This window comes from Massilia eburnea, from assembly GCF_009720745.1.
GTDB classification, from domain to species: Bacteria; Pseudomonadota; Gammaproteobacteria; order Burkholderiales; family Burkholderiaceae_D; genus Rugamonas; species Rugamonas eburnea.
This window is the reverse complement of the sequence record NZ_WNKX01000001.1, coordinates 267,062-292,911: the sequence shown is the minus strand read 5'-3', so window position 1 is coordinate 292,911 and position 25,850 is coordinate 267,062. Positions and strand designations below refer to the sequence as shown.

The 25,850-nt window shown below is 63.9% G+C and carries 25 protein-coding genes; 12 read left to right on the top strand and 13 right to left on the bottom strand.

Annotation, left to right across the window (positions count from 1 at the left end; translation table 11 throughout):
* The first annotated feature begins 10 nt into the window (after positions 1 to 10).
* Positions 11 to 1,072, top strand: a complete 1,062-nt coding sequence (locus GM658_RS01445; protein ID WP_155452230.1) for an AI-2E family transporter — start codon at positions 11 to 13, stop codon at positions 1,070 to 1,072.
* Between the two features lie 49 nt (positions 1,073 to 1,121).
* On the opposite strand, the gene GM658_RS01440 is transcribed toward GM658_RS01445, so the two are convergent.
* The 4 genes from GM658_RS01440 to GM658_RS01425 all read right to left on the bottom strand — a co-directional run bounded on the left by GM658_RS01440 (position 1,122) and on the right by GM658_RS01425 (position 4,379).
* Positions 1,122 to 1,721: a hypothetical protein gene (locus GM658_RS01440; RefSeq protein WP_155452229.1), complete on the bottom strand. Its 600-nt coding sequence runs from the start codon at positions 1,719 to 1,721 to the stop codon at positions 1,122 to 1,124.
* Between the two features lie 116 nt (positions 1,722 to 1,837).
* Complete coding sequence (locus GM658_RS01435) at positions 1,838 to 2,722, bottom strand: YihY/virulence factor BrkB family protein (RefSeq protein WP_155452228.1); 885 nt, start codon at positions 2,720 to 2,722, stop codon at positions 1,838 to 1,840.
* A 97-nt stretch (positions 2,723 to 2,819) separates the two neighbouring features.
* Positions 2,820 to 3,869: an OmpA family protein gene (locus tag GM658_RS01430; RefSeq protein WP_371865012.1), complete on the bottom strand. Its 1,050-nt coding sequence runs from the start codon at positions 3,867 to 3,869 to the stop codon at positions 2,820 to 2,822.
* Between the two features lie 252 nt (positions 3,870 to 4,121).
* Positions 4,122 to 4,379: a hypothetical protein gene (locus GM658_RS01425; RefSeq protein ID WP_155452227.1), complete on the bottom strand. Its 258-nt coding sequence runs from the start codon at positions 4,377 to 4,379 to the stop codon at positions 4,122 to 4,124.
* Positions 4,380 to 4,597: 218 nt separating this feature from the next.
* Between GM658_RS01425 and GM658_RS01420 the strand changes: the two genes are divergently transcribed.
* From GM658_RS01420 to GM658_RS01410, 3 genes are all read left to right on the top strand, one after another.
* Positions 4,598 to 5,233 carry a winged helix-turn-helix domain-containing protein gene (locus GM658_RS01420; RefSeq protein ID WP_229416705.1) on the top strand — a complete coding sequence of 212 codons (636 nt, stop codon included), beginning with the start codon at positions 4,598 to 4,600 and terminating at the stop codon, positions 5,231 to 5,233.
* 95 nt (positions 5,234 to 5,328) lie between these two features.
* Positions 5,329 to 6,225, top strand: coding sequence for a M90 family metallopeptidase (locus tag GM658_RS01415; RefSeq protein ID WP_155452226.1), 897 nt, complete (start codon positions 5,329 to 5,331; stop codon positions 6,223 to 6,225).
* A gap of 6 nt (positions 6,226 to 6,231) precedes the next feature.
* Entirely contained in the window at positions 6,232 to 7,422 is a 1,191-nt protein-coding gene (locus tag GM658_RS01410) for a PAS domain-containing sensor histidine kinase (RefSeq protein ID WP_155452225.1), read from the top strand.
* Here the strand turns inward: GM658_RS01410 and nosR are convergent.
* The gene (gene nosR / locus GM658_RS01405; protein ID WP_155452224.1) at positions 7,385 to 8,644 is read right to left on the bottom strand and encodes a response regulator c-di-GMP phosphodiesterase, NosR family; all 1,260 of its coding nucleotides are present in this window, start codon (positions 8,642 to 8,644) and stop codon (positions 7,385 to 7,387) included. The two genes, GM658_RS01410 and nosR, sit on opposite strands and share 38 nt — an antisense overlap.
* Positions 8,641 to 10,071 (bottom strand): ATP-binding protein, encoded by a 1,431-nt coding sequence (locus tag GM658_RS01400; RefSeq protein WP_155452223.1) that lies wholly within the window; start codon positions 10,069 to 10,071, stop codon positions 8,641 to 8,643. Before GM658_RS01400 ends, nosR begins: the two co-directional genes overlap by 4 nt.
* A gap of 132 nt (positions 10,072 to 10,203) precedes the next feature.
* Between GM658_RS01400 and GM658_RS01395 the strand changes: the two genes are divergently transcribed.
* Both GM658_RS01395 and GM658_RS01390 read left to right on the top strand, forming a co-directional pair.
* A complete protein-coding gene (locus GM658_RS01395; protein ID WP_155452222.1) occupies positions 10,204 to 10,734 on the top strand; it encodes a hypothetical protein in 531 nt (176 codons plus the stop codon).
* Positions 10,735 to 10,899: 165 nt separating this feature from the next.
* Positions 10,900 to 11,259, top strand: coding sequence for a hypothetical protein (locus GM658_RS01390; RefSeq protein WP_155452221.1), 360 nt, complete (start codon positions 10,900 to 10,902; stop codon positions 11,257 to 11,259).
* On the opposite strand, the gene GM658_RS01385 is transcribed toward GM658_RS01390, so the two are convergent.
* From GM658_RS01385 to GM658_RS01355, 7 genes are all read right to left on the bottom strand, one after another.
* Complete coding sequence (locus GM658_RS01385) at positions 11,256 to 12,155, bottom strand: universal stress protein (RefSeq protein WP_155452220.1); 900 nt, start codon at positions 12,153 to 12,155, stop codon at positions 11,256 to 11,258. The two genes, GM658_RS01390 and GM658_RS01385, sit on opposite strands and share 4 nt — an antisense overlap.
* A gap of 10 nt (positions 12,156 to 12,165) precedes the next feature.
* The gene (locus tag GM658_RS01380) at positions 12,166 to 12,555 is read right to left on the bottom strand and encodes a TraR/DksA family transcriptional regulator (RefSeq protein ID WP_371865011.1); all 390 of its coding nucleotides are present in this window, start codon (positions 12,553 to 12,555) and stop codon (positions 12,166 to 12,168) included.
* Positions 12,556 to 12,597: 42 nt separating this feature from the next.
* Positions 12,598 to 13,062 (bottom strand): hypothetical protein, encoded by a 465-nt coding sequence (locus tag GM658_RS01375; protein WP_155452218.1) that lies wholly within the window; start codon positions 13,060 to 13,062, stop codon positions 12,598 to 12,600.
* Complete coding sequence (locus GM658_RS01370) at positions 13,059 to 13,913, bottom strand: hypothetical protein (RefSeq protein WP_211841792.1); 855 nt, start codon at positions 13,911 to 13,913, stop codon at positions 13,059 to 13,061. Before GM658_RS01370 ends, GM658_RS01375 begins: the two co-directional genes overlap by 4 nt.
* A 72-nt stretch (positions 13,914 to 13,985) precedes the next feature.
* Positions 13,986 to 14,756 (bottom strand): 2-oxo-tetronate isomerase, encoded by a 771-nt coding sequence (otnI, locus tag GM658_RS01365; protein WP_155452217.1) that lies wholly within the window; start codon positions 14,754 to 14,756, stop codon positions 13,986 to 13,988.
* Between the two features lie 30 nt (positions 14,757 to 14,786).
* Entirely contained in the window at positions 14,787 to 16,220 is a 1,434-nt protein-coding gene (locus GM658_RS01360; RefSeq protein WP_155452216.1) for a DEAD/DEAH box helicase, read from the bottom strand.
* A gap of 151 nt (positions 16,221 to 16,371) precedes the next feature.
* Positions 16,372 to 17,154, bottom strand: a complete 783-nt coding sequence (locus tag GM658_RS01355; protein ID WP_155452437.1) for an inositol monophosphatase family protein — start codon at positions 17,152 to 17,154, stop codon at positions 16,372 to 16,374.
* A 151-nt stretch (positions 17,155 to 17,305) separates the two neighbouring features.
* Here GM658_RS01355 and GM658_RS01350 point away from each other — a divergent pair, with 151 nt between their 5' ends.
* The 6 genes from GM658_RS01350 to GM658_RS01325 all read left to right on the top strand — a co-directional run bounded on the left by GM658_RS01350 (position 17,306) and on the right by GM658_RS01325 (position 25,835).
* Positions 17,306 to 18,067 carry an RNA methyltransferase gene (locus GM658_RS01350; RefSeq protein WP_155452215.1) on the top strand — a complete coding sequence of 254 codons (762 nt, stop codon included), beginning with the start codon at positions 17,306 to 17,308 and terminating at the stop codon, positions 18,065 to 18,067.
* Positions 18,068 to 18,133: 66 nt separating this feature from the next.
* Positions 18,134 to 18,631: a hypothetical protein gene (locus GM658_RS01345; protein WP_155452214.1), complete on the top strand. Its 498-nt coding sequence runs from the start codon at positions 18,134 to 18,136 to the stop codon at positions 18,629 to 18,631.
* Positions 18,628 to 20,235 carry a GMC family oxidoreductase gene (locus GM658_RS01340; RefSeq protein WP_155452213.1) on the top strand — a complete coding sequence of 536 codons (1,608 nt, stop codon included), beginning with the start codon at positions 18,628 to 18,630 and terminating at the stop codon, positions 20,233 to 20,235. The genes GM658_RS01345 and GM658_RS01340 overlap by 4 nt, the downstream gene beginning before the upstream one ends.
* 15 nt (positions 20,236 to 20,250) lie before the next feature.
* Positions 20,251 to 21,126 (top strand): esterase/lipase family protein, encoded by an 876-nt coding sequence (locus GM658_RS01335; RefSeq protein WP_229416704.1) that lies wholly within the window; start codon positions 20,251 to 20,253, stop codon positions 21,124 to 21,126.
* 75 nt (positions 21,127 to 21,201) lie between these two features.
* Positions 21,202 to 22,176: a sensor histidine kinase gene (locus tag GM658_RS01330; protein ID WP_155452211.1), complete on the top strand. Its 975-nt coding sequence runs from the start codon at positions 21,202 to 21,204 to the stop codon at positions 22,174 to 22,176.
* A gap of 35 nt (positions 22,177 to 22,211) precedes the next feature.
* Positions 22,212 to 25,835 carry an EAL domain-containing protein gene (locus GM658_RS01325; RefSeq protein ID WP_155452210.1) on the top strand — a complete coding sequence of 1,208 codons (3,624 nt, stop codon included), beginning with the start codon at positions 22,212 to 22,214 and terminating at the stop codon, positions 25,833 to 25,835.
* Positions 25,836 to 25,850 lie beyond the last annotated feature (15 nt).

Genomic DNA, 25,850 nt, shown 5'->3' with positions numbered 1-25,850 from the left:
GGCACGGCGCATGCGCCTGGCGCAGACCATCCTCGCCACCGTTGCCTTCCTGTACGCCTTGCAGTGGGGCCAGGGCTTTCTTGTGCCCCTGCTGCTCGGCATCCTGCTGGCCTATACGCTCAACCCCGTTGTCGTCACGCTGGAGCGCGTCCACATCCGGCGCGCCCTTGGCACCTCCCTGGTGACCTGCGCCATCCTGCTCGGCCTGACGGTGACGGCGGAAATGGTGCATGACGAATTTTCCAACATCATCGAAGAACTGCCGGAAGCCGGCCGCAAGCTGTCGCGCCTCGTGGCCTCGACCACCAGCGGCAAAGACAGCACGCTGAAGCGCATCCAGGATGTCGCCACCCAGATCGAACAGGCCACCGCCGGCAAACAGCCCCCGCGCAAGCCGACGCCAGTGGTCGCCGATGGCGCGCACATCAAGGTGATCGACTGGGTGTGGGCCGGTTCGCGCGGCCTGCTGTCTTTCCTGAGCCAGGCCACCATGGTGGTGTTCCTGGTCTTCTTCCTGCTGCTGTCGGGCGATACCTTCAAGCGCAAGCTGGTCAAGCTGGCCGGCCCTTCGCTGACGCGCAAGAAAGTGACGCTGCAGATCCTGGATGAAATCAACACCTCGATCCAGGGCTATATGTTCATGCTGCTGGTGACCAACGTGCTGCTGGCGCTGCTGATGTGGATGGCCTTGCAGTTCATCGGCCTGGAAAACGCGGGCGCCTGGGCCATCGTGGCCGGCCTGCTGCACCTGATGCCGTATTTCGGACCGTTGCTGATCGTCTGTGCGCTCAGCGTGGCCGCTTACCTGCAAACGGAATCGCTGCAGATGGTATTCATGGTGGCGCTGGCTTCGATCGCCATTGCGACCCTGGTCGGCACCTTTATCGCGACCTGGATGACAGGACGCATCGCACGCATGAATGCCGCAGCCGTCTTCGTCAGCCTGCTGTTCTGGGGCTGGCTGTGGGGCGTGTGGGGCTTGCTGCTTGGCGTGCCGGTGGTGGTGATCGTGAAGGTGGTCGCGGAGAAGGTGGAGGGAATGCAGGTGGTGGCTGAATTGCTCGGCGAATGATGCGCAAAGAGTGGGCAGCGGCGCGGGGCCGTACCGCTGCCCAGGAAACTTAGCCGCGCACGGCGTCGTTGCTCTTGGCGTGATGGATGCGCTTGCTTTCGCGGTTTTCAGCGCGCTGGATGCGGCGCTGTTCGCGCGCGCCGACGTGGCCATCGGCGCCGGCGCGTGCTTCGCGGCGGTCGATGCGGCCTTCGTGGCGTTCGGCGCGGGCTACTTCGCGATTGGTCATTTCACCCGACTTCACACCTTGCTCGATGCGTTTTTCCTGGTTGACGTTGCGCTGGACGTCGGCCTGCATGCGTTTGGACGATGCCGAATCCGGGTTGCCAACGTTGGCGTCATGCTTTTCGCGGTAGATGTCCTGGCTGACGCGGTTTTGCGCGGCATTGATGCGCTGCTGTTCCGTGGCCGACATATGGCCGTCCTTCAGCGCCCGGGCTTCCATCTTGTCCACGCCTGCTTCTTCGTGTTCCAGCTTCGACGCTTCGCGCGTGGTCAACTCTCCCGACTTCAAGCCATTCTCTATGCGCTGCTGCTGGTTGACGTCGCGCTGCACGTCGCCGGCGGTGTTCTGCGCGTGGGCGCCGGCGCCGATGGCGAACAGGCTGGCGGCAATCAGGGAACGGATCAGGGCGTTGTTGGTTTTCATGGTCAATCTCCTTATTGGGTTCGAGTGATGCCATCATGCTTGAGCTCGAACGGAAGGTGGTTGAACCAGTTGTAAGCCTCGTAACCAGATGTAGCCGGCGTTCGCTGCGCCACGCCTCAAGCGAATTCGTGGCGGTGCCGTAAGCTGCCAAGCTGCAGGGCGTATTGGCGCGCGAATTCAGCGCCAAGGAAGAACACCTGGGCCGAGTAATACACCCACAGCAGTACCGCAATCAGGGAGCCGGCGGCGCCGAAGCTGTCGGTGACGCCGCTGTTGCCGATATAGGCCCCGATGGCGTATTTGCCCAGTGTGAACAGGGCCGCGGTGCCGAAGGCGCCGATCACCACGTCGCGCCAGGACAGCTTCACGCGCGGCAGCATCTTGTAAATCACGCCGAACAGGGCGGAAATGACGAAGAAGCTGATGACGTGGTTAAGCAGGGTGAGCAGTTGCGCGGCATCGTGCCAGTAAGCGCCCATCTTTTTTTCCAGGAAGGAGAGGGCGGCGCTGACTGCCAGCGACACCAGCAGCAGGAATCCCAGCACCAGGACCATGCCGAAGGAGAGCAGCCGGGTGCGTATGGTGTCCCACAGTCCTCCGGTGGACAGGGGCGGCAGTTGCCAGATCTCGTCCAGGCTGCCTTTGAGTTCGGTAAATACGCTGGTGGCGCCAAACAGCAGCAGGGCGCCGGCCACCAGCGTGGCGATCATGCCCTGCTTTTCGTTGGCGGCGCCGGACAGCACCAGCTGGATCGCTTCCGCGCCCTGGCTGCCCACCAGGCCGCGCAGCTGGAAGAACAGCTCGCCCTGCGCCGCCTCCCGTCCATAGAACAGGCCGGCGATGGCAATCACCAGCACCAGGATGGGGGCCAGCGAAAACAGGGTATAGAAGGCCAGCGCCGCGCCCTTGCTGCTGGCGCGATGTTCCAGCCACTCGGTGATTGCGCACCAGCCGACGGCAGGCAGTTTCCTGGCAATGTGGGGGAATCGTCGCCAACTCATGGCAAAACCTTACGCCGCTGCGGCTGCGCTGACGGTGCGCCGGAGCACAAAAGAAAAGGGGCCCGAAGGCCCCTTTGTCAGACTGCGTCGGCTGCGATTACTTCACGCGGACTTCGGCGGTCACCTGGTCGATTTCGACGCGGCGGTTTGGTTCCAGGCACTGGATCAGGGCAGCGCGCTTCATCTTCTTGTCGTTGCACTGCACGACTGGCTGGGACTTGCCCTTGCCAACGGCGGTCAGACGGGAAGCGGAAATGCCTTTGCCTACCAGGTAAGCCTTGACGGCTTCAGCGCGGCGCTCGGACAGCTTCTGGTTGTACTTGTCGGAACCCAGGCGGTCGGTATGACCAGTGATGATCACGTTGTTGACCGAAGTGTCGGCGTTCAGCACGTTAGCCATCTCGTCCAGCTTAGGCTGGCTCGGTGCCAGGGTGGCGCTGTCGAATGCGAACAGTTCGTTAGCGGACATGGTCACCTTCTGGAACTTCGGTGCTGGTGGTGGCGGAGCGACTGGCTCTGGTGCTGGAGCCGGTGCTGGCTCCGGTGCTGCCACGACCGGGGCTGGTGCCGGAGCCGGTGCCGGCTGTGGCGCTGCGCCCAGCAGGTAGTTCAGCGAGAACATCAGGTACTGGTTGTTCGACTTGGAATTGGTGAACTGGTCGCCACGGATGAAGCCGTGCACGTTGCGCAGGTCAGCCTGGAAGAACAGGCGCTGGGTGATATCGGCTTGTACGCCCAGGCCGACGTTCACGAATGGCGACCAGCGGGTCTGCTGGGTGTTGCAGCAAGAGAAGTTGTTCTTATCCTTTTCCGCGCCGGCGCCAACCAGCAGGAATGGACGAACCGACTTGCGGCTGAACATGTACAGGCCATCGGCACCCAGCAGCTTCTGGGTGTAGCGGTTCCAATTCTCTTTGCTGGTGCCGTAGGTACCGTTGAATTGCAGGTCCCACTTTTCGTCCAGGGCTTTGCCCAGTTTCAGACCGTAAGCAGCGCGGTCGTTGTTGGCCGCCCAGTCGCTGTCTGGACGCATGACGCCGGCTTGGCCGCCAATGTACCAGTTCTGGTTGAGCATGTCCTGCGCCGAAGCAGCGAACGATGCGGACATCAGTGCGGCGGCGATAGCGATATTCTTAATTTTATTCACAAGAAAACTCCCGTTGTTTGAGTAGCAAGTCGCAGAAAAAAAGTTACGCGACTCTCTGTCCCAGCTTGTTTGCTGTGGTTTTAGTGTAGGCCGTGATTCCTACGAGAATCAGTGCGTTACCGCACAATTGCTGTTAAGTATAGCAAATATGTGGCTTTTCTACAACGTAGACCAATCGATATCGGTTGACTGAAACTCAAAATTTATTTTCAGCAACGCCACCCAACGGGAAAGGGTGGCGTTGCCGGGCCATTATTTGGCCGGTTCCGGTGGTGGCGTTTGCGGCTGCACGATCACGGTGTCGCCGCCAGGTTTGCCCGGTTCACCCTGCGGCCCAGGTTCGCCCGGCTTGCCAGGTTCGCCCTGTGGGCCGGATGGCCCAGGAGGCCCAGGCACGACGGCCGGCGGCGGGGCAGGCTCGACATGGGGGGGCGGATTATTGGTGACGGTCTTTTCGCAGGCGGTCAGGCCCACCAGGGCCAGGGCTGCGAGCAGGACTGGAGCTTTCATGGTCATTCCTCTCTGGTTGGTTGATGCCGGCTCCAGCATAGGTCGCTGCCGGGTTAACACTCTGTTCGGGAACACACACAGATCCCTGGTGTCTAAATCAAGTTGGCAAATAGCCAATGTTTGTGCGTTTGTATGTTCGTTGCCGCACAGACCGATGAGTCGCGGGCGGGCACTCTGGAGCCTGCGAATCCACCCTGGCATTTAGAAGGAGTGTTCAAATGCACGCTATCAGAGAATCGTCCCACGGCCTCGAAATCGAAGCTACCCTGGAGCTGCCGGCCCCGTTGCCGGCTGTGCCGTCCCGTCCACGCCTGGCGCTGGTTGAGCGTCCCGGTCCCGTGACGGAGCGCAAAGCTCTGTCGCTAGCGCCGATCGAGCGCGTCCGCTCCACCTCGGCAACGTTGCGCCGGATCGAAAATATGCAGAAACTGGTGGCGGAACTGCAAAACCACGAGATGCTGGCGGACGAAATCGCCTGGTTCCTGAAGTTTTCGCCTTCCGGGGCTCGCAAATATATCCGCGACCTGCGCGAAGCCGGCGTGATCGAACTGGCTCGCTATATTGAAGGCACGGCCACCTACCTTGGCAAGGCTGTCTACCAGCTGACCCCGGACGCCGAACGCGTGCAGGCCTTCCTGGCGGCAATCGCCCAGCCAAAGCGTGAAGGCGCACCGCCGCGCAAGGAGCGTCCAAGCCTGCGCGAGCAGAGCATGGCCGGCAATGGCCGTCACTTCCATATCCTGGCCGATGACACCCATTATGCGATCCGCGTCAATCGCGGTCCGGTGCAGCGCGACCCGCTGGTCGCCGCCCTGTTTGGCGCCCCGTCGTCCATGCAAAAGGCCATGCCCTGAGCCGGGAACAGTGCTAAGCTTCCTGTCAATGGCATGTTGAAATGCCGATAAGGAGCCCCATCTGTGGCGGAACGAGTTCTGTTATGGACGGCATCATGGAAGCTTGGCTTTGGCTTATCTTGACGGCGCTGGCAATCGCGGCGCCTTTCGCATATCCACGCTGGACCTTGCGGCGCGCCCTGGCGCGGCCGCTGCCTGCGGCCGACCAGGCCGTGCTGGAAAAGAGCCTTCCCTTTTACCGCAAGCTGGCGCCTGATCTGCAGCGCCAGTTGCAGCGCATGGTGGTGCAATTCCTGCACCAGAAAAAATTCGTCGGTTGCGCCGGTCTGGAAGTGACGCAGGCAATGCGCATTACCATCGCGGCCCAGGCTTGCCTGCTCTTGCTGAACAAACCGAGCAAGGTGTACCGCGCGCTGCATACCATCCTGCTCTATCCAAGCGCCTTCATTGCCGAACGCCAGGAAGTGGGGGCGGGCGGTGTCATCACGCCGGCGCGCCAGCAAATGCTGGGCGAGTCGTGGAGCGACGGCCGCATTGTGCTGTCCTGGGATGACGTGGAACGCGGCACCCTGGACTGGCAGGCCGCCAACAACGTGGTGCTGCACGAGTTCGCCCACCAGCTCGATAGCGAATCCGGCAGCACCAACGGCGCGCCTTACCTGGGCAGCCGCGAAAGCTACAGCAGCTGGTCGCAAGTGCTCTCGCGCGACTACGCCAACCTGCGCCATGCAGCGTGGCTGGGCCGCCAGGACGGCGTGCTGGACCACTATGGCGCCACCAGTCCCGCCGAATTCTTTGCCGTGGTGACGGAAACCTTCTTCACCAGGCCGTGGCAGCTGGCGGAACGCCATGCCGCCCTGTTCAGCGAACTGCAAAAGTATTACCGGGTCGACCCGCGCGAATGGCTGGCGGCGCCGCCGCCGCCCGTCCCGGAGCCGGGTTTCCTGTCCATGCCGATGCCGGTGCGATCGTTCGCATGGGCGGATTGGTAAGCGAGAATGGAATTCGAGGACTTCGACTTCATCACCAGCGAAGCGCCGGCCCGCGCCAGCGAACCGGCCGATCCGCTGCAGCGCCTCAAGTACCTCGTCGACAATACGCCCGCCATCATCTACAGCACGGTGCCCAGCGGCGACTTCAAGATGACCTTCGTCAGCGCCAATGCACTGAACGTGCTGGGCTACCGGCCGGAGGAGATGGTGGCCGATCCCAATTTCTGGTTCGACCATATCCACCCGGATGACGCGCCGAACATCTTTTCCAGCCTGGCGCAGATTTTCTCCGAAGGCGAGCGCGCATACGAATACCGCTTCCGCCGGGCCGATGGCCGCTACCTGTGGATGCACGACCAGCTGCGCCTGATCCGCGATGCGCAAGGGGCGCCGCTGGAGGTGATCGGCTCGCTGACCGACATCACCGACCGCAAGCAGATGGAAGAGACCCTGCTGCAGGCGCAGAATATGGCATCGATCGGCCAGCTGGCGGCCGGCGTGGCGCATGAAATCAATAATCCGGTGGGTTTTGTCACCTCCAATATCGGCACCCTGAAAAGCTATGCCGACACCCTGTTCGAGCTGGTCGAACACAGCACCTCGGCCGAACAGCGGCGCCAGGCCGACTTTGAATTCATGAAAGAGGACACGGCGGCCCTGCTGCGCGAATCGATGGACGGACTGCGCCGCGTGCGCGACATCGTGCAGGCGCTGAAGGACTTCTCCGCGGCCGGCGAGAGCCAGTGGCAAATGGCCGACCTGCATGAAATCCTGGACAGCACGCTGAATGCGCTGGCCAGCGAGCTGCGGTTCAAGATCAGGGTGGAAAAACATTACGGCAAACTGCCGCCGCTGCGCTGCCTGGCGGGCCAGTTGCACCAGGTGTTCCGTAATATCCTGCTGAATGCGATCCAGGCCATCCCGGAACAGGGCGTAATCCGCATCGTCACCGGCGGCGAGCGCGATGGGGTGTCCGTGCGCATCCAGGACAATGGCACGGGCATCCTGCCCGACCACCTGGGACGCGTCTTCGATCCCTTCTTCACCACCAAGCCGGTCGGCAGCGGTACCGGCCTCGGGCTATACCTGGCCTATGGCATCGTGCAAAAGCATGGCGGCCGCATCAGCGTGATTTCGGAGCCGGGCAAGGGCACGGCCTTCACCGTGCACCTGCCACTCCGCGCTGAACCCATATAGGCAGCCGGTGGCCGCTCTTTTTCTCGAAGTCCTGCAGCTGCTGGATCATGCGTTCATTGAGCACGTGGTCGGATGCGAGCAGCATCAGGCCGTCGCGGCTGACCACATCGCGTGACAGCACCATGCCCGGCACCAGTTCGCCCGACAGCAGCTCGACGTCCGTGCTTTCCGCTACGCCGCGCACGCCGCCGTCGACCACCTGGCGGAAGGCTTGCACCACGGCTGGGTCGTAGCGCTTGCCGCTGCCGTCCATCACCAGCGATTTCGCTTCCTCCGGCTTCAGGTGGCGCTGCACCAGGGCGCCCTGCTGCAGGTTGTAGTAGTCGATCGCCAGCGTCAGGATGCGCGAGCCGATCGGGATCGCGAAGCCGGCCAGGCGGTCCGGGAAGCCCTGGCCGTCGAAACGCTCCATCTGGTGCTTGACGATGGCGGCCACGCCGCCCATGTCGGTCAGCGGCATCAGCAGCTGCGCGCCGTAGACCGGATGCTTGCGGAACTGTGCCAGGTCGGCGCCCTGCAGCATGGTCATCGGCGTGCGCAGCATCTCGTCGGAAAAACCGATGCGGCCCAGGTCGTGCAGCAGGGCGGCGATGAAGATATCCTGCACCTCGTTCCCGTCGAGCTTGAGCTGGGCCGCCATTTTGCGCGCCAGGTCGGCCACCTGGCGCGTCTGGCCGGTCTGGCCGGTGCCGCGCGACTCGGCGATGCTGGACAGGATCTTGATCGTGGTCAGGAAGTTGGCCTTGAGCTGGCGCGTGCGCTCCTCGACCTTCTGTTCCAGTCCGGCGTTGAGGTTTTTCAGTTCTTCGTTCTGCTTCAGGGTCAGCGCTTCCAGCCGCTGCTTTTCCATTTCCAGCTGGTGGCGTTCGAGCGCGTGGCGCACGATCAGCAGGATGTCGTTGTCGTCCCAGGGCTTGGTGATGTAGCGGTAGATCTCGCCGCAGTTGATGGCGTCCTGGATTGACTGCACGTCGGAGTAGCCGGTCAGCAGCAGCCGTACCGTGTTGGGCCAGCGCTGGCGCACCTGGGCCAGGAAGCGGGCGCCGTCCATTTCGGGCATGCGCATGTCGGAAATCACCAGGTCGACCGGCTGCTGCGCCAGCAGCTCCAGCCCCTGCGCACCACTGATGGCCGTCAACACCTCGTAACCCTTGCCGCGGAACAGGCGGCGCAGCGAAGACAGGATGTTGGGCTCGTCGTCGACGCACAGGATGGTCATCATAAAGGGGTTTCCTTCTGCTCGTTGGGAGGGCGTACCCTGGGTAGCGTGACGCGGAACGTCGTGCCTTTGCCGAGGGCCGATTCGACCTCGATGCGGCCATGGTGCTTCTGCACGATGCCGTAGGACAGCGACAGGCCGAGGCCTGTGCCTTTGCCGACTTCCTTGGTGGTGAAGAAGGGGTCGAAGATGCGGCCCAGGTTTTCCGGCGCAATGCCGCTGCCGTCGTCGCTGATGCTGAACCAGACGTCGTCGCCGTCGCAGCCGGTGCGCACTTCGATCCGCCCGCGCGAGTTGCCGATGGCATGGGCGGCGTTGACCAGCAGGTTCATCGCCACCTGGTTGATTTGCAGCGGCAGGCATTCGATGTCGGGAATGTCGGCGTATTCGCGCACCACGTCGGCCTTGTACTTGATTTCGTTGGCGACGATGTTGAGGGTGGAGTCGATGCCCTGGCGCAGGTCGGCCCAGACCCATTCCTGCTGGCTGTCCACGCGCGAGAAATCCTTCAGGTCCTGCACGATGTGGCGCACGCGCACGATGCCTTCCTTCGACTCCTGCATCAGGGTCGGGATGTCGGTGCGCAGGAATTCCAGCTCCACCTGTTCGCGCAGGGCGCGCAGGCGCGCCGCCACCGCCGGGTCGACGATGGCCACCTCGGCTTGCTGGTAGGCGTCCAGCATGGAGAACAGGCTGTCAAGATAGCTTTGCAGGGTGCCGAAGTTGGAGAAGATGTAGCCGATCGGATTGTTGATCTCGTGCGCCACGCCGGCGGCCAGCTGGCCGATGGAGGCCAGCTTGTCCGACTGCACCAGCTGCTGCTGCGTGCGGCTGAGCTGCTCGTTCAGTTCCGTCAGCTCGATATTGCGGCGGCGCAGTTCTTCCTCGGCGCTCTGGCGCTGGCGGATGTCTTCCGCCAATTGGGCCGTGCGCTGGCGCACCGTGTGCTCCAGGTTGTCGTGCGCGCGGCGCAGGGCGTTTTCCGCCACGCGCCGCTCCGTCACGTCGCGCAGGCTCTGGATCGCCCCCACCAGCTGGCCGTCGCGTCCCCGCAGCGGGGCCGCGGTAAATTGCAGCCAGTGGCCGGCGGCGCCGATATTCGGAAAAAAATCTTCTTCCTCATAGGCGCCGTCGATCAGGGACGAGGCCTTGTACTTGTCGCGGAAATTGCGGTCGGTGGCGGGATCGATGTTGTCGACGATCAGGTCGGCCAGCAGGGCGCGCGGCTTGGTGTAAAAGGCTTGCCAGTGCTGGCGGGTGCCGACCATTTCATGCGTGGCCCAGCCCAGCAGGTGCTCGCAGGCCTTGTTCCAGTGCGTGATGACATGGTCGCTGTCGATGACAAAGGTCGCGACGGGGTGACCGTCCAGCAATTCGGACAGTGCTATGGCCGTGCGCTCGAACGTCCTTTCGTCGTGGAAGCTACTCATGTCAAAGTGGCATCTGTGTGGACAAAACGATTATACGGCGGGAAATCGAAAGGGTGTGCGTGGATTCGTGTGCGATAGCTAACTGTCGCCCCGGCCAGGCTTGGGCAGGCTGGTGCTTTTGGGGAGAATGCCATGAGCACCATCATTGCGGGACATTTCCAACTGCAGGAAACGGCGCTGGACGCCTGCCAGGCCTTCAAGGCAGCGGGGTTCGACGAGGGCCGCGTGACCACCTTTTTCAATAACCCGCCGGGCCAGCACAATGTGATCCCGACCGGCGGCGACCAGGCCCAGTCGCAGGGAGCGAAGGAAACACCGGAAGCGGTGGCCAAAGGCGAGGTGACGGGCGCCGCGATCGGCGCCGCCGCCGGCGCTGCCACCATTCCGCTCACAGGTCCGCTCGGGCCGGTGCTGGGCGGCCTGGTCGGCGCCCATGTCGGCTCGCTCTACAGTTTCTCCGAACTGCAGGAAAAAGATGAGTCGGGTCCGCCGCCGCGCCAGTCCTGCATGATGGTGGCGGTGGCTGTCGAGGCCGCCGACGAGGCGCGCGCCGTCGCGCTGATGCGCCGCCAGGGCGCCGACCAGGTCGAGCGCGCCGAAGGCATTGTCGAGAACGGCGACTGGAAGGATTTCGATCCCTTGTCACACCCGCAATTTATCTGAAGCCCTGTTGCGGAATGCAAACGCCCCCTGTGCGAAAAGTAATTTTCGGTATGATAGTTGCTACAATAAAAGCAGCGAACTAGACGTGGATCATGACCACGCCCTGCCGTCCAGTACATCATCTGCCACATGCGCTGCGCGCGTGAATTCAGGGGGAGAACGTCAATGACACAGGCATGGGTAATACTTTCGCGGCCGGACCGCCGCGATGTTTCGGCGCCGACCGAAGCCCAACTGGTGGCCGCATTGTCGGATGTCTACGGCGGCAAGATCCACGGCCCCGACGGCATACCCGGCAGCGCCACCTTGAAGTTTGGTTACGACGACGGTTTGATGTACCAGGTCGAAGTCGGCCAGGACGGCGCCGTGCGCTACGAGGAGTGGTCGGACCGCGACTGCGAAATCGCGCTGGCCACGCCGCGCCATATGAGCTGCAAGCAGGAAGACGCGCTGCAGATCTGGAAATGGCTGGCGCTGCGGCAGGTGTCGAAAATCCGCAGCCAGGCTTGGCATTCCGAAGGCTAATGCGACATCAGCAGCGGTAGCGTCATCGCGTCCAGCACACTGCGCGTGACGCCGCCCAGCAGGGATTCGCGCAAGCGCGAATGGCCGTAAGCGCCCATCACCAGCAAATCGCAATCGCGTTCGGCGGCCAGGGCCAGCAATTGCTCACCCACGCTGCCGGCACGTTTCAGCAAGCCCGGGCGCTCGCCTTGGCCCAGCACCACGCTGGCCATCACCCCATGCCGTTCCAGCCAGGCCAGCACGTCGGTGCCGGCCGGATCGCCGAATACCCCGCGGCGCGCTTCCGCATCGATGATGGCCACGGTCACGCTGTCGGCGCGGCGCAGCAGGGGCAGGGCGTCCTGCAGGGCGCGGCCGGCTTCACGGCTGGCATTCCAGGCCGCCAGGATGTGGCGCGCGGGCGCCGGTCCGCCCGGGCTGGCGACGCCGTCGCGCGTGACCGAGATGGCGGCCGACGTGCGCGCCGCAAAAGGCAGCACGAGTACCGGCTTGCCGCCGCCCAGCAGCACGTCGGCCGGTACGTCGGGGCCGCGGCCATTGGGGGCGAGCTGGCCGACGATCACCAGGTCGGCATGGCGCGCCAGCAGGCTCAGGCCGGCGGACGGTTCGTCATCGAGGATGCGCTGCTCGAACGATTGCACGCCCAGCGATTGCAGGCGCGGCGCGAATTCGGCCAGGGCGTGGCTGGCGCGCTCGCGCAGGATATCGAGATGGCGCGCCAGGTTGGGATCCTTGTCGTCCACCGTTTCGTTCTGGTACAGGAAACGCGAGATGCCGGTGGTGGCGACGCCGACCACATGGGCGCCTTCCTGCAGCGCCAGTTCTCCTGCCAGCAGGATGCGCGCCGCACTGTGCGGGGCTTCATCGACATGCACCAGGATGGTTTTATATGCCATGGCTGACCTTTCAGCGCAGCGCGGCCGTCGCTTTCTCCAGCCGCGTCTGGCATGCGATGCACAGCGGGGCTTCCGGCCGCGCATTCAGGCGCGAGAAGGGGATCTCATTGCCGCAGTTGTCGCACAGGCCGTAGCTGCCGTCATCGATTTTAGCCAGGGCGTGGCGGATACTGCTGAGCTGGGCCTGCTTGTGTTCGTCGGCTTCCATCTCCAGCTGGTTCAGCGTGCGGTTGCTGGCGCTGTCGGCCGGCGAGGTCTCGATTTCCTCGACCGCCGGCACGCGCGCCAGCTCGCCGTCCATGCGGCCGGCAAGCTGCTGCAGGAGTGCATGCTTGCGTTGCTCCAGCGCGGCTTGCAACGATGCAAGCTGATCCGGCGACAGGCCCATGACGGTCTCCACGAATTCATTGTTCGGAAGACCATTGTAAGCCTGCTGCGCTATTTACGCACTCTCCTGTGTTTGTCGTGCGGCCAGCTGCTTTTTCAGGCTTTCCAGCGGTGCGGAAAGGTGCTCGGGCCGGCCAGAGGCGATGGCGGCGGCCACCGCCAGCAAGTCGGCGCTGATGCCGGCCAGCTCCTTGACGCGCTCGATATGGCGGATCGTGATCCGTGCCTGGTCGGCCAGGCGCAGCAGTTCAGGCAGTGTGACGCCCATGCCTTCCAGCGAATGGCCGGCGGCGTCGGCATACAGGCTGTTGGCTTGCTGGCGCAGCGCGACCTCGTTGTCGAACAGGGCGTGGGCCGCGCCTTGCGCCAGCGGGCCGGGGCTGTCCTTGCCGTAGCCGCCTTCCAGCCGCTGCTGCCGGCGGATGCCACGCATGATGCGCTGGTGCAGTTCGTCGGCGCTGGCCGACAGGCTGTCGGCCAGGGTTTCCAGGTCTTGCGGCAGGCTGGCGGTCAGGCTCATGGCAGGGCTCCTTGGGCGGTGGCGGGTGGGATGGCAGGCGGCGCGGCGGATGCGTTGCCGGCATCGGCGGCCCTGGCTGGATTGGCGGCGTCAGCGGCTTGGGGATCGAGGCTGCGGACCAGCGCGGCGTGGCGCTCACGGAGGGCATCGATGTTCTGCGCGGCGAGCGTGTGGCGCAAGCCAAGCAGGCGGTATTCCTTCAGTTTCTCCTGCTGGTGCGAGCGTGCCAGGGCGGCCAGCAGCCGGTCGCGCGGCGCGTCGGCGTAGGGGATTTCCACTTCCAGCATGCCGAGCACGATGCGCTGCTCGTTGTCGTGGTTCTTGTTGAAGAAGCGCAGCAAGGTGTGCATGGCGTCGAGCGTGCCTTGCAGCGGGGCGCCGCCATCGCGCAGCATGGCTTGCACGGCCTTGTCCTGTTCACGCTCCGTGGCGGCGCGCAGCAGCACACGCACCAGGCGCGAGTAAGCGTCGACGTGGCGGTCGGTCAGGCCGGTGTCGGGCCAGGCCTTGATGCCGTCGGCCATTTGCTTGACCTGGTCGCCGAAATTGTAGGTATCGCCGCCGGCCAGGGCGCCCAGTGCGCGCAGGTAGGTGGTGGCGGCTGTGTACAGGGCGACGAAGTCGGGATAGGCTTCGCGCCGCTTGCGGTCGATGGCTTCTTCCCGCTCGGCGGCGGCGGGACTGAGGTAGGGCTGTTCGCGCTGGTAGGTGTCGCGGTAGCGCTGGCTGAGATCGTTAAAGCCGGCCAGCTTGGAAGCATCTTCGGCGAGGGCGCGCGCTTCTGGCAGGCGCGGATTGCCGGCGCAGGCGGCCAGCAGCAGGCACAACAGTATGCACGGATGGCGTTTCATGACGGGTCTCCTCGGGCGGCAGAGACCATCTTGCGCCTGGATGCGGGCGGCGCGTTTGCGCCAGCGCAAAGGTCAGGCGCGCAGCCAGGAGAAGCTGTTTGCGGTGGTGGTGCTTGGCACGTATTCGCAGCCGATCCAGCCCTGGTAGCCGAGCTCGTCGAGCAGGCGGAACAGGAAGGGGTAGTTGATCTCCCCTGTGCCCGGTTCGTGGCGGCCCGGCGTGTCGGCCAGCTGCATATGGCGGATCTGCGGCAGGCAGGCGCGGATGGTATTGGCCAGCTCGCCTTCCATGCGCTGCATATGGTAGATGTCGTATTGCAGGAACAGGTTGGGGCGGGCGGCATCGGCCAGCACGTCCAGCGCCTGGCGGCTATGGTTCAGGAAGTAGCCGGGGATGTCGTAATGGTTGATCGGCTCGATCAGGACTTCGATGCCATGCGGCGCAAACTGGTCGGCGGCGTATTGCAGGGAGCGGATATAAGCCTCGCGCGCGCGGTCGGGCGCGCCGCCGCCGGGCAGGATGCCGGCCATGCAGTGCACGCGCGGCGTGCCCAGCTCCCTGGCGTATTCGAGGGCGAGGCCGACGCTGTCCTGGAATTCCTCGAAGCGGCGCGGATCGCAAGCCATGCCGCGTTCGCCCGCCTGCCAGTCGCCCGGCGGCAGGTTGTGCAGTACCAGTTGCAGCTGGTGGCGCTGCAAGCGGTCCTTGATGTCGTCGGAATCGAAGGCGTAGGGGAAGAGGAATTCCACGCCTTTAAACCCAGCCCCATGCGCCAGCGCGAAGCGCTCGATAAACGGCGCTTCGGTGAACAGCATGGAGAGGTTGGCAGCGAATTGTGGCATGCCCGCGATTATAACGGGCCTGGCCTTCGCTTAGCGGCTGCGTTGGCGCGGCGCGTTGGATGGGCGTGGTCCGCCGCCGCCACCGCCACCGCCTGGCCGGGCGTCGCGGCGGATACCGCTTGGGGCCGCGCCACGCGGTGCGCCGCTGCCGCTGCCGTTGGACGCCACGCGTGGCTTGCCCTGGCCGTTCTGGCTGCGGTTGCCGCCGCCATTAGCGCCGTTGCCGCCGCCATTGCCGCCCTGGCGAGGCGGACGGTTCTGGTGACGTCCGACGCCGCTGCGCAGCTGGATCGGCTGCGCCTTGGCGTTCGGGTCCGGTTCGAAACCGGCGATGACTTCGCGCGGCAGCGTCTGCTTGATCAGGCGCTCGATGTCGCGCAGCATCGTATGTTCATCCACGCACACCAGGGACACCGCTTCGCCCTTGGCGCCGGCACGGCCGGTGCGGCCGATACGGTGCACATAGTCTTCCGGCACATTCGGCAGGTCGTAGTTGACCACGTGCGGCAGCTGGTCGATGTCGATGCCGCGCGCGGCGATATCGGTGGCAACCAGGCATTGCAGCGAGCCATCCTTGAACTCGGCCAGCGCGCGGGTACGCGCGGTCTGGCTCTTGTTGCCGTGGATGGCCATGGCTTTCACACCGTCGCGGCCGAGCTGTTCGACCAGCTTGTTGGCGCCGTGCTTGGTGCGGGTGAAGACCAGCACCTGGGTCCAGGCGTGGGTGCGGATCAGGTGCGACAGCATCGGGTGCTTCTTGTCGCGGTCGACCGGGTGGATTTTCTGCGAAATGATTTCCACCGTCGAATTGCGGCGCGCCACTTCGATGGTTTTCGGGTTGTCCAGCAGGCCGTCGGCCAGTGCCTTGATCTCGTCGGAGAAAGTGGCCGAGAACAGCAGGTTCTGGCGCTTCGGCGGCAATGCTGCCAGCACTTTGCGGATGTCGCGGATGAAGCCCATGTCCAGCATGCGGTCGGCTTCGTCCAGGATCAGGATTTCAATCTTGTCGAGGTTGACGGTGCCCTGGCCCATGTGGTCCAGCAGGCGGCCCGGCGTGGCGACCAGGATGTCGACGCCGTGCTTGAGCAATTTGATCTGCGGGTTGATGCTGACGCCGCCAAAGATCACGGCCGAATTCAGCTTGGTGTATTTACCGTAAGTCTTGACGCTTTCTTCCACCTGGGCCGCCAGTTCGCGGGTCGGGGTCAGGATCAGGGCGCGGATGGCGCGCGGCGAGGTGTTGTTGGCCAGCTTCGAGCCCACCGCATCGGTCGACAGGCGGTGCAGGATCGGCAGGGTGAAACCGGCGGTCTTGCCGGTGCCGGTCTGGGCGCCGGCCAGCAGGTCGCCGCCATTCAGTACGGCTGGAATGGCCTGGCTTTGGATCGGAGTAGGGGCTGTATAGCCGGTTTCGGCTACCGCGCGCACGATGGCATCTGACAGGCCGAGATCGGAGAAAGACATAGTGTGGTTATTCTAGAAATTATATGGATTTTATTGCCACAAGGAAACTTCTGGCATGAACGGAGTATAACAGTAAAGCCCTGTTCATTGACGCACGGCAATATAAAAGAGGCCCCGCGGGGCCTCTTTTGTGGCGGATTTGGGCTTATCTTTACGCAAACTCTGCCAGCAGGCCAACCATCTGGCCGAAGATCTTCGGCGAGCCGGCGATGATGTGGCCGGTATTCATATAGTTGGATTCGCCGTTGAACTCGCCGGCGATGCCGCCGGCTTCGGTCACCAGCAGGGCGCCGGCAGCGATATCCCAAGGTTTCAGGTTCTTTTCGTAGTAGCCGTCCAGGTGGCCGCAGGCGACGTAGGCCAGGTCCAGGGCGGCGGAACCGGCGCGGCGGATGCCATGCGAGCGCTCGGCCATCAGGGTGAACATCTTGGCGAATTCGGCGATGGCGGCCGGCGAGCCTGGCTTGTAGCCGGAGGCCAGCAGGGCGCCGCTGATGCGGTCCAGCTTGTTGACGCGGATACGCTTCTCGTTCAGGTAGGCGCCGGCGCCCTTGGTGGCGGTGAACAGGTCGTTGTGCACCGGGTCGTAAACGACGGCCTGGGTCACCACGCCTTTCTGCTGAAGGGCGATGGAAATGGCGTACTGCGGGAAGCCGTGCATGAAGTTGGTGGTGCCGTCCAGTGGATCGATGATCCACACATATTCGCTCTCGTCATTTACGGTGCCGGTCACGCCGGATTCTTCGGCGAAGATGGCGTGGTCGGGGTAGGCTTTCAGCAGCACCTCAATGATTGCAGCCTCGGCGGCCTGGTCAACATCAGTGACGAAGTCATTGTGTTGTTTTTCAGTTACGCTTACGCGATCCAGGTCAAAGGATGCGCGGTTAATCACAGCGGCGCCACGGCGCGCGGCCTTGATGGCCGTATTCAGCATTGGGTGCATACTAGCTTCCGTAAAATAGACATTGCCGCCCACGGAAACGCTTCGCGCATCCGGCAGCGGAAATGATGACAAGATTGAAAAAGAGCGGCGCGTCGGGCTGGCAGAGTAAAATGCGGGCCAACGCAGAATCCCGCTATTGTAAATGAAGCAGACCGAAACCGCATCCTCCGCCTTCCATCGCCTTCGTGTCGTCCTGGTGGAAACCAGCCGCCCGGGCAATATCGGATCGGTGGCGCGCGCCATGAAGACCATGGGTTTTTCCGACCTGGTGCTGGTGAATCCGCGCTTTGAAGGGGCGTGCGAGCATGAGGAAGCGCTAGCTTTTGCCTCGGGCGCGCAGGATATCCTGGCGTCGGCGCGGGTGGTGGGCAGCATGGCGGAGGCGCTGGAAGGCATCAACTTCACGGCGGCCGTATCGGCGCGCCTGCGCGAGTTTTCGCCGCCGGTGGTGACGCCGCGCGAATTCGCCGGCCAGCTGGCCGGGGGCGAGGAACTGCGCGCCGCCCTGATCTTCGGCAATGAGCGCTTCGGCCTGCCGAACGAAATCGTCGAGCCGTGCAATGTGCTGGTGAATATTCCCGCCAATCCCGACTATTCTTCGCTGAACCTGGCCCAGGCGGCGCAGGTGCTGGTGTACGAGTGCCGCATGGCGGCGCTGGACGGGCAGCGTGCCGCCAGCCCGGTAGGTTTCCATGGCGAGACGGCCAGCGCGGCGCAGATCGAGGGGATGTACGAGCACCTGGAACAGGCCCTGGTCGACCTCGGCTTCCTCGACGCCAACAATCCGCGCAAGCTGATGCCGCGACTGAAACGCATGTTTGCGCGTGCGGGGCTGGAGACGGAAGAAGTCAACATCCTGCGCGGCATTGCGCGCCAGATGCAGGTTCGCAGCCGCAAGGATTAGAGGGCTTTCTCTAGCCGGGACCCGGCGGCGTCCTTAGAATCCTCCTAATAAAAAAGAGGAGACTCGATGCAACGCAGATCATTTTTGAAGGCCGGGCTCTTGGGCGGCCTGGCGCTTATCGCGGGCGGGGCCGTGTACCGGCAACTGCGCCCGTCCACGCCCGAGCGTTTCGCGCTCGACCAGCAGGGCCGCATCATGCTGGCGAAGCTGGTGCCGGCGATTACCGGGCTTTCCCCGGCGCTTCCTGAACTCGACGCTGCGATTGACCGCGTGGCGGGCGCCATCAACGGCCTGCCGCTGCGCACCCAGAAGGAAATCAGCGACCTGTTTGGCTTGCTCAATATGGCGCCCACGCGCCGCCTGCTGGCCGGCGTGCCGGCCTGGCAGGAAGCGACGCCGGAGCAGATTGCCGCATTCCTGCAAAGCTGGCGCACCCACCGTACTGAAATGCTGCAGACGGCTTATCACGGCCTGCATGACCTGGTGATTGGCGGCTGGTATGCCGAACCTTCGACCTGGGCGGCCATCGGCTACCCGGGGCCGATGAAGGAGCTGAGCGCATGACCAGTCCAATTCAAGATCCTATCCAGGCCGGCATCGCCGCCGGGTGGCAAGTCATCGACGCCGCCACGCTCACGCAAGACCGCAGCTTCGACGCCGACGTGGTGGTGGTGGGCACCGGCGCGGGCGGCGGCGTGACCGCTGAAATCCTGGCCAGGGCCGGCCTGAAAGTGCTGATGGTGGAGGAGGGCGCGCTGAAATCGTCGAAAGATTTCAAGATGCGCGAGGCCGATGCCTACCCTGCGCTGTACCAGGAATCGGCAGCCCGCAAGACCGTCGACAAGTCGATCAACATCCTGCAAGGCCGTACTGTGGGCGGCACCACGGTGGTCAACTGGACGTCCAGCTTCCGCACCCCGGCCGACACGCTGGGCTGGTGGCAGTCGAAGTACGCGCTCAACGACTATAGCGTGGAAGCGATGGCGCCCTGGTTCCAGAAGATGGAAGAGCGCCTGCATATCAGCAATTGGGAAGCGCCGCCCAACCAGAACAATGACCTGCTGCGCCAGGGGGCCGACAAGCTGGGCATCAAGACTGGCCTGATCCGGCGCAACGTCAACGGCTGCTGGAACCTGGGCTATTGCGGCATGGGCTGCCCGACCAATGCCAAGCAGTCGATGCTGGTCACCACCATTCCCGGCGCGCTGCAACAGGGCGCCGTGCTGCTGACGCGCGCGCGCGCCGAGCGCTTTGCGCTGGCCGGCGGCCAGGCCAGCGCGCTGGAGTGCGTTGCGCTCAGCGCGGACGGCCAGCAGCCGACCGGCCATCGCCTGACGATCAAGGCGCGTCATTTCGTGGTGTCCGGCGGCGCAATCAATTCGCCGGCCTTGCTGCTGCGCTCCGGCGCGCCCGATCCGCACCAGCTGCTCGGCCAGCGTACCTTCCTGCACCCGGTGGTGATTTCGATGGGCACCTATCCGCAGCCGGTGGAAGCCTTCAACGGCGCGCCGCAGACGGTGTATTCCGACCATTTCCTGCACACGCAGCCGGTGGACGGGCCAATGGGCTACAAGCTGGAAGTCGCCCCGCTGCACCCGGTGCTGGGGGCGACCACCTTGTCCGCTTTCGGCGCCTCGCACGCCAACCTGATGAAACGCTTCGCCCAGGTGCAAGGCATGCTGGCGCTGCTGCGCGACGGTTTCCATCCGGAGGCCGCGGGCGGCCGCGTCACCCTGCGCAGCGACGGCTCGCCCCAGCTGGACTATCCGCTGACGCCCTATTTCTGGGAGGGCGCGCGCCGCGCCCTGCTGACCATGGCCGAGATCCAGTTCGCCGCCGGCGCCGATGCAGTGAGCCCGGTGCATGAGCTGGTCAAGCAGCCGTACAAGAACTGGGACGAGGCGCGCCAGGCCATCGCCGCGCTGCCAATGCAAAAGCTGCTGACGCGCGTGGTCTCCGCCCACGTGATGGGCGGCTGCGCCATGAGCGGCGACGCCGCCAGCGGCGTCGTGGCGCCGGACGGCGTGTATCGCGGCATCGGCAATGTGTCGGTGCACGACGGCTCGCTGTTCCCGACTTCCATCGGCGCCAATCCCCAGCTGTCGATCTACGGCGTCACGGCCCGCCTGGCGAGCGGCCTGGCCGAACGCCTGGGAGCGAAGGCCTGACCAATGGTAAAGCGCATGCTGATGCTGATCATGGCTCTGCAAGTGGCCAGCGCGATCGTCATCGCATGGGCTTTCGCGCGCCTGCTGCCGGCCGATGTAGCGCTGCTGCTGGCGGCAATCGTTGTAATGTTGGTACGGATGGCCATCACGGCGAATAACTTCCGCATGACGTTGCGGCCGGTGCCGGAACACGCGCAACTGGGCCGGCTGCAGCACTTGCAGCTGTTCTTTCACGAGTTTGCGTCGACCATGGCGGCGACGTCCTGGCATATGCTGCGGCACCGCCCGCGCATGCACCTGGCCGGCGCGCCGCGCGGTTATCCGGTGCTGATGGTGCACGGCTATGGCGCCAACGGCGGCTTCTGGGTGCACCTGTCAGCGCAACTGGAAGCGCAAGGCTACAGCCATGCAACGGTCGACCTGGAACCTGTGTTCGGCGATATCGAGGATTTTGCCGTGCAGCTTGAGCAGGCGGTGCAGGCCTTGCTGGCCGCCAGCCGCAGCGAGAAAGTCATCATCGTGGCGCACAGCATGGGCGGCCTGGTGGCGCGCGCCTGGCTGCGCCGTTTTGGTACGGACCATGTGGCGCGCATCATCACTCTCGGCACGCCGCACTACGGCACCGACCTGGCGCACATGGGACCGGGCCATAACGCGCGCCAGATGCGGCGCAACGGGGACTGGCTGGCGCAGCTCGATGCCGACGACCGCGCGCAGCGCCGCCTGATTACTTCTATCTACTCCTGGCACGACAACATCATCGCACCGCAGGATTCCTGCCATTTGCCCGGCGCCCGCAATATCGCACTGCCCGGCGTCGGCCACGTCGCCATGGGCCGCCACCCCGATATCGCCAAGCACATTCTTGCGGAGATTATGGCGATCACTTAGACTTGCCTTGAGGCCAAGCAAGAAACGCTGCAATTCTCTACGTGAATCTGTGAGTATCATTTAGAAAGCAGGGCGATGGCGACAGACTTCGGCAAGATCGATCATGCGGACACAGCGGATGCCGAACAGCGCTTCGGCAGCCTGCTTGAGTCCATGCCGGACGCCATCGTGATGGCCAATGCATTTGGCCGGATCGTGCTGGCCAACCGCCTGGCGGAAGATTTGTTCGGCTACCTGCCGGGGGAATTGCAGGGCATGGCGCTGGAAGCGGTGCTGCCCAACATGCCGGAGCCGCATGGCAAGCGCAAGGATGGCGAAAGCTTTCCGGCTGACGTGAAGGCCAGCACCATCCGCGGCGCCCATGGCGCGCTGGCGCTGCATGCGGTGCGCGACATCAGCGAACTGGCCAAGGCCGGCCAGGCCAAAGAGCGCTTCCTGGCGAGCATGTCGCATGAATTACGTACGCCCCTGAATGCCATAATCGGCTTCACGGGAACACTGTTGATGCAACTGCCGGGGCCTTTGAACGCCGACCAGGACAAGCAGCTGCGCACCGTGCAAGCGAGCGCGCGCCACTTGCTGTCACTGATCAACGACTTGCTGGACTTTGCGAAAGTCACTTCGGGCAAGGTGGCGCTGCACCCGGAACCGGTCAACTTCCGCGCCATCGTCGAAGAGCTGGCGCTGGTGTTCCGGCCGCAGGCCAGGGATAAGGGCCTGGTGCTGCATTTTCGCGCGCCGCCGCAGGCGGTGGTGTCGCGCACCGACCGCCGCGCCTTGCAGCAGATCCTCTCGAACCTGATGAATAATGCGATCAAATGTACCGAGCAGGGCGAAATCAGTATCGCCTTGGAACGCGGCATGGCGGAGGGCAGGCCGGCGGTGCAAGTCAGTATCGGCGCTACCGGGAACGGCGTCACCGACGATATCATGCAGCAGCTGGGTATTCGCTTGAGCCAGAAACTGGCCACTTTGTTGAACGGATCGATCCGGTATGTCGATAAACCGGGTAATGGCAGCATTTTTGTGCTCACACTGCCGCTGGAATAGCGGATACTAGAGGCGACACAGTGACAGGAGTACCAATGTCAGCACGCATCCTCATCATCGAAGACAATCCCACCAATATGGAGCTGATGGTGTACCTGCTCCGCGCATTCGGCTACCAGCCCCTGCTCGCCCATAACGGCGAGGAAGGTGTGGACGTCGCGCGCCGCGAGGTACCCGACCTGATTATCTGCGACGTGCACCTGCCCAAGCTCGATGGCTACGGCGTGGTGGCGCAACTGAAGCAGGATCCCAACCTGAAAGACATCCCGGCGCTGGCCGTGACGGCGCTGGCCATGGTGGGCGACCGTGAAAAGCTGCTGGCCGCAGGCTTCGACGGCTACATCGGCAAACCGATCGAACCGGACACCTTTGTCTCGCAAATCGAGTCTTTTTTGCCAGGGGAGATGTCGCCCCGGGATGAGAACGACATCGCGACGATCCTGATCGTCGATGACCACGTGCTGAACCGGGAGTTCCTGATGACGCTTCTAGGCTACAGCGGCCACCGCCTGCTGGAAGCGTCGAGCGGCATGGAAGGCCTGAAAGTCATGGAAACGGAGAAGCCGGACCTGGTCATCTCCGACATCCTGATGCCCAATATGGATGGCTATGAGTTCGTCAACCGCATCCGCAGCAAGCCGGAACTGGCGGACGTGCCGATCATTTTCTACACAGCGACCTACCGTGAGCGTGAAGCGATGGCGGTGGCCGAGGCTTGCGGCGTGCGCTGGGTGCTGCCCAAGCCTTCCGATCCGGACGTGATCCTGAAAACGGTGCACGAGGCGCTGGGCATGGCGGAGCAGGCCGAAACACTGCCGGCGTTTGCGCCGGAGCCGCCCAGCCAGGGACGACTGTTCGACATCGAGCACAAGGTCGCCGAGTATATCGATGAACTGGAATCGAGCAGCCAGCTGATTACCCGCATCGCCAACAACGGCGAAGCGCACGAAGGCGAGCCGGAACACCTGAACCAGATGACGGAGCGCCTCTCGCGCTCCCTCTCCAGCCTGCAGGCGGTCAGCCTGCGCTTGACGGCGCTGATCGAACTGGGTATCGAGCTTGGCGCCGAACGCGATGCGCAGGGCCTGATCGAGATCGGCGTGCGGGTGGCGCAGAATATCTGCGTGTCGCGTTTCGCCTGCATCGGTGTGCTGGAGCAGGACGCGAACGAAACCAGCTATTTTGCTTCCTGCGGGGTGGGCGAACAGGCGCGCGTGGTGGCCAGCCAGGGGCGCGCCGGTATCCTGGACAGCCTGCTGAAACAGCGGCAGCCGGTGCGCATGAGCCGCCTGGGCGGCGACCCGCGCGAAATCGGCCTGCCGGCAGCACATCCGCAGGTGCATTCCTTCCTCGGCGTGCCGATCGCCTCGCGCGAGCGCGTGCACGGCTGGCTGTACCTGGTGGACAAGCTGGGCGCCGACGAATTCAACGAAGTCGACGAAAGGGTGGCGGTGACGGTGGCGGCGCAGATTTCGGTCGCTTATGAAAACCTGCTGCTGTATGAGGAAATCAGCCGCCACCATGCGCAGCTGCAGCTGGACATGAATGCGCGCATCCGCCTGGACGAGGACTTGCGCCGCTTCCGGCTGGCGATGGATGCGACGGCCGATGCGATCTTCCTGGTCGATCGCGCCAATTCCTGTTTCATCGACGTGAACGTGACAGCCTGCCGCATGCTGGGCTTTGCACGCGAAGAATTCCTGAAAGTGGGACCGGACCGCGATTCCGACGCGGGCCTGCAGCCGCTGCAGGATTTGTATGACAAGCTGCTGGCGGGCGACCAGAGCGGGGCGATGGCGGAGCTTCTGCTCGAGTGCAAGGACGGCACGCCGTTGTCGGTGGAAGTTCAGCGGCGCACCCTGCGCTCGGGCCAGAACTGGATCCTGGTGGCGGTGGCGCGCGATATCACCGAGCGCAAGGAGGCCGAGCGCCGGCTGCTCAAGCTGGCCCACTTCGATACGCTGACCGGGCTGCCGAACCGCAGCCAGTTCTATGACTCGCTGATGCTGTCGCTGAAACAGGCGGCCGAGCATAACTGGGCGCTGGCGGTGCTGTTCCTGGACATGGACCGCTTCAAGAACATCAACGATACGCTGGGCCATACCATCGGCGACGAGCTGCTGCGGCAGTTCTCCAGCCGCCTGGTGGAATGCCTGCGCGTGCGCGACACCATCGGGCGCTTCGGCGGCGACGAGTTCGCGGCGATCCTGATGCTGCCGGAAGGGGCGCAGAACGCCATCGCGGTGGTGGACAAGATCCGCGACGCGATGCGCCAGCCCTTCGACCTGAAGGGGCATGAGGTGACGGTGACGGCCAGCATCGGCATTTCCGTCTTCCCGGACGATGGCAGCGATCCCGATACCCTGATCCAGTATGCCGATACGGCGATGTACCGGGCCAAGGAGGCTGGCCGCGACGCCTTCCGCTTCTTCACGGCGGAGATGAATGCGCAATCGCTGGCGCGGCTGGACATGGAAAACGCGCTGCGCCGCGCCATCGACAATAATGAATTCCGGCTGTACTACCAGCCCAAGGTGCATATTTCGTCGGGCCGCATCAGCGGCGCCGAGGTGCTGCTGCGCTGGGAGCGGCCGGGGCATGGCCTGGTATCGCCGGCGGTATTCATCCCGCTGCTGGAGGAGACGGGCCTGATCGTGCGCGTGGGCAGCTGGGTGATCCACGAATCCTGCCGCAAGATTGCGGAGTGGGGCAAGAACCATGTTGGCGCGGTCCACCTGTCGGTGAACGTGTCCGGCATCCAGTTCTTCGTCGGCGGCCTGGAAGAGGAGGTGATGCAGGCCATCAAGGAGAACGATATTGCGCCTGAATTGCTGGAGCTCGAACTGACGGAAAGCTCGCTGATGTCGAACGCGGAAGAAACCATCACCGTGCTGCAGAACCTGAAGGCGCTGGGCGTGAAGATCTCGATCGACGATTTCGGCACGGGCTACTCCTCGCTGGCCTACCTGAAGCGCTTCCCGATCGACAAGCTGAAGATCGACATCGCCTTCGTGCGCGAAGTGACCAGCAACCCGGACGATGCGGCGATTGTGCTGGCCATTATCAATATGGCGCACAGCCTGAAGCTGAAGGTGATTGCGGAGGGCGTGGAAAAAGATGCCCAGCTGTCCTACCTGCGGCGCCACGATTGCGACGAAATGCAGGGCTATTATTTCAGCCGCCCGCTGGCGGAGGGCGATTTCGTGCAGATGCTGCGCGAAGGCCGCCACCTGCAGGCGCCGACGGACGAGAACATCGTCGACCAGCAAACCTTGCTGATTGTCGATGACGACGCCTTCATGCTGGACGTGCTGAGCGACTTCCTGGCGCAGGACGGCTACCGCATCCTGACGGCGCAGACGGCGGCCGAGGGCTTCGACGTGCTGGCGCGCCACCGCGTGCAGGTCATCCTGTGCGACCAGTGCATGCCGATGATGACGGGGACGGAATTCATGGAGCGGGTCAAGAACCTGGCGCCAGACACCTTCCGCATCATGCTGTCGGCCTACGCCGACCTGACGCCGATCATGGCCGCCATCAACCACGGCGCCATCGACCGCTTCTACACCAAGCCGTGGAAGGGCGCGGTATTGCGCGAAAATATCCGCGAAGGCTTCCGCCTGCATTCGCAACTGAGGGCGCCGCAGTACCTCAATTAGAAGCCTGTGTCTAGC

What these genes read in the sequence shown, in the direction of transcription:
- GM658_RS01370 (WP_211841792.1), bottom strand. Translation starts at nt 13,913, where the DNA reads ATGAAACGCCATCCGTGCATACTGTTGTGCCTGCTGCTGGCCGCCTGC.
- GM658_RS01335 (WP_229416704.1), top strand. Translation starts at nt 20,251, where the DNA reads ATGCTGATGCTGATCATGGCTCTGCAAGTGGCCAGCGCGATCGTCATC.
- GM658_RS01345 (WP_155452214.1), top strand. Translation starts at nt 18,134, where the DNA reads ATGCAACGCAGATCATTTTTGAAGGCCGGGCTCTTGGGCGGCCTGGCG.
- otnI (WP_155452217.1), bottom strand. Translation starts at nt 14,756, where the DNA reads ATGCCACAATTCGCTGCCAACCTCTCCATGCTGTTCACCGAAGCGCCG.
- GM658_RS01440 (WP_155452229.1), bottom strand. Translation starts at nt 1,721, where the DNA reads ATGAAAACCAACAACGCCCTGATCCGTTCCCTGATTGCCGCCAGCCTG.
- GM658_RS01415 (WP_155452226.1), top strand. Translation starts at nt 5,329, where the DNA reads ATGGAAGCTTGGCTTTGGCTTATCTTGACGGCGCTGGCAATCGCGGCG.
- GM658_RS01400 (WP_155452223.1), bottom strand. Translation starts at nt 10,071, where the DNA reads ATGAGTAGCTTCCACGACGAAAGGACGTTCGAGCGCACGGCCATAGCA.
- GM658_RS01395 (WP_155452222.1), top strand. Translation starts at nt 10,204, where the DNA reads ATGAGCACCATCATTGCGGGACATTTCCAACTGCAGGAAACGGCGCTG.
- GM658_RS01435 (WP_155452228.1), bottom strand. Translation starts at nt 2,722, where the DNA reads ATGAGTTGGCGACGATTCCCCCACATTGCCAGGAAACTGCCTGCCGTC.
- GM658_RS01385 (WP_155452220.1), bottom strand. Translation starts at nt 12,155, where the DNA reads ATGGCATATAAAACCATCCTGGTGCATGTCGATGAAGCCCCGCACAGT.
- GM658_RS01410 (WP_155452225.1), top strand. Translation starts at nt 6,232, where the DNA reads ATGGAATTCGAGGACTTCGACTTCATCACCAGCGAAGCGCCGGCCCGC.
- nosR (WP_155452224.1), bottom strand. Translation starts at nt 8,644, where the DNA reads ATGATGACCATCCTGTGCGTCGACGACGAGCCCAACATCCTGTCTTCG.
- GM658_RS01340 (WP_155452213.1), top strand. Translation starts at nt 18,628, where the DNA reads ATGACCAGTCCAATTCAAGATCCTATCCAGGCCGGCATCGCCGCCGGG.
- GM658_RS01425 (WP_155452227.1), bottom strand. Translation starts at nt 4,379, where the DNA reads ATGAAAGCTCCAGTCCTGCTCGCAGCCCTGGCCCTGGTGGGCCTGACC.
- GM658_RS01330 (WP_155452211.1), top strand. Translation starts at nt 21,202, where the DNA reads ATGGCGACAGACTTCGGCAAGATCGATCATGCGGACACAGCGGATGCC.
- GM658_RS01390 (WP_155452221.1), top strand. Translation starts at nt 10,900, where the DNA reads ATGACACAGGCATGGGTAATACTTTCGCGGCCGGACCGCCGCGATGTT.
- GM658_RS01420 (WP_229416705.1), top strand. Translation starts at nt 4,598, where the DNA reads ATGCACGCTATCAGAGAATCGTCCCACGGCCTCGAAATCGAAGCTACC.
- GM658_RS01360 (WP_155452216.1), bottom strand. Translation starts at nt 16,220, where the DNA reads ATGTCTTTCTCCGATCTCGGCCTGTCAGATGCCATCGTGCGCGCGGTA.
- GM658_RS01325 (WP_155452210.1), top strand. Translation starts at nt 22,212, where the DNA reads ATGTCAGCACGCATCCTCATCATCGAAGACAATCCCACCAATATGGAG.
- GM658_RS01375 (WP_155452218.1), bottom strand. Translation starts at nt 13,062, where the DNA reads ATGAGCCTGACCGCCAGCCTGCCGCAAGACCTGGAAACCCTGGCCGAC.
- GM658_RS01355 (WP_155452437.1), bottom strand. Translation starts at nt 17,154, where the DNA reads ATGCTGAATACGGCCATCAAGGCCGCGCGCCGTGGCGCCGCTGTGATT.
- GM658_RS01350 (WP_155452215.1), top strand. Translation starts at nt 17,306, where the DNA reads ATGAAGCAGACCGAAACCGCATCCTCCGCCTTCCATCGCCTTCGTGTC.
- GM658_RS01445 (WP_155452230.1), top strand. Translation starts at nt 11, where the DNA reads ATGCGCCTGGCGCAGACCATCCTCGCCACCGTTGCCTTCCTGTACGCC.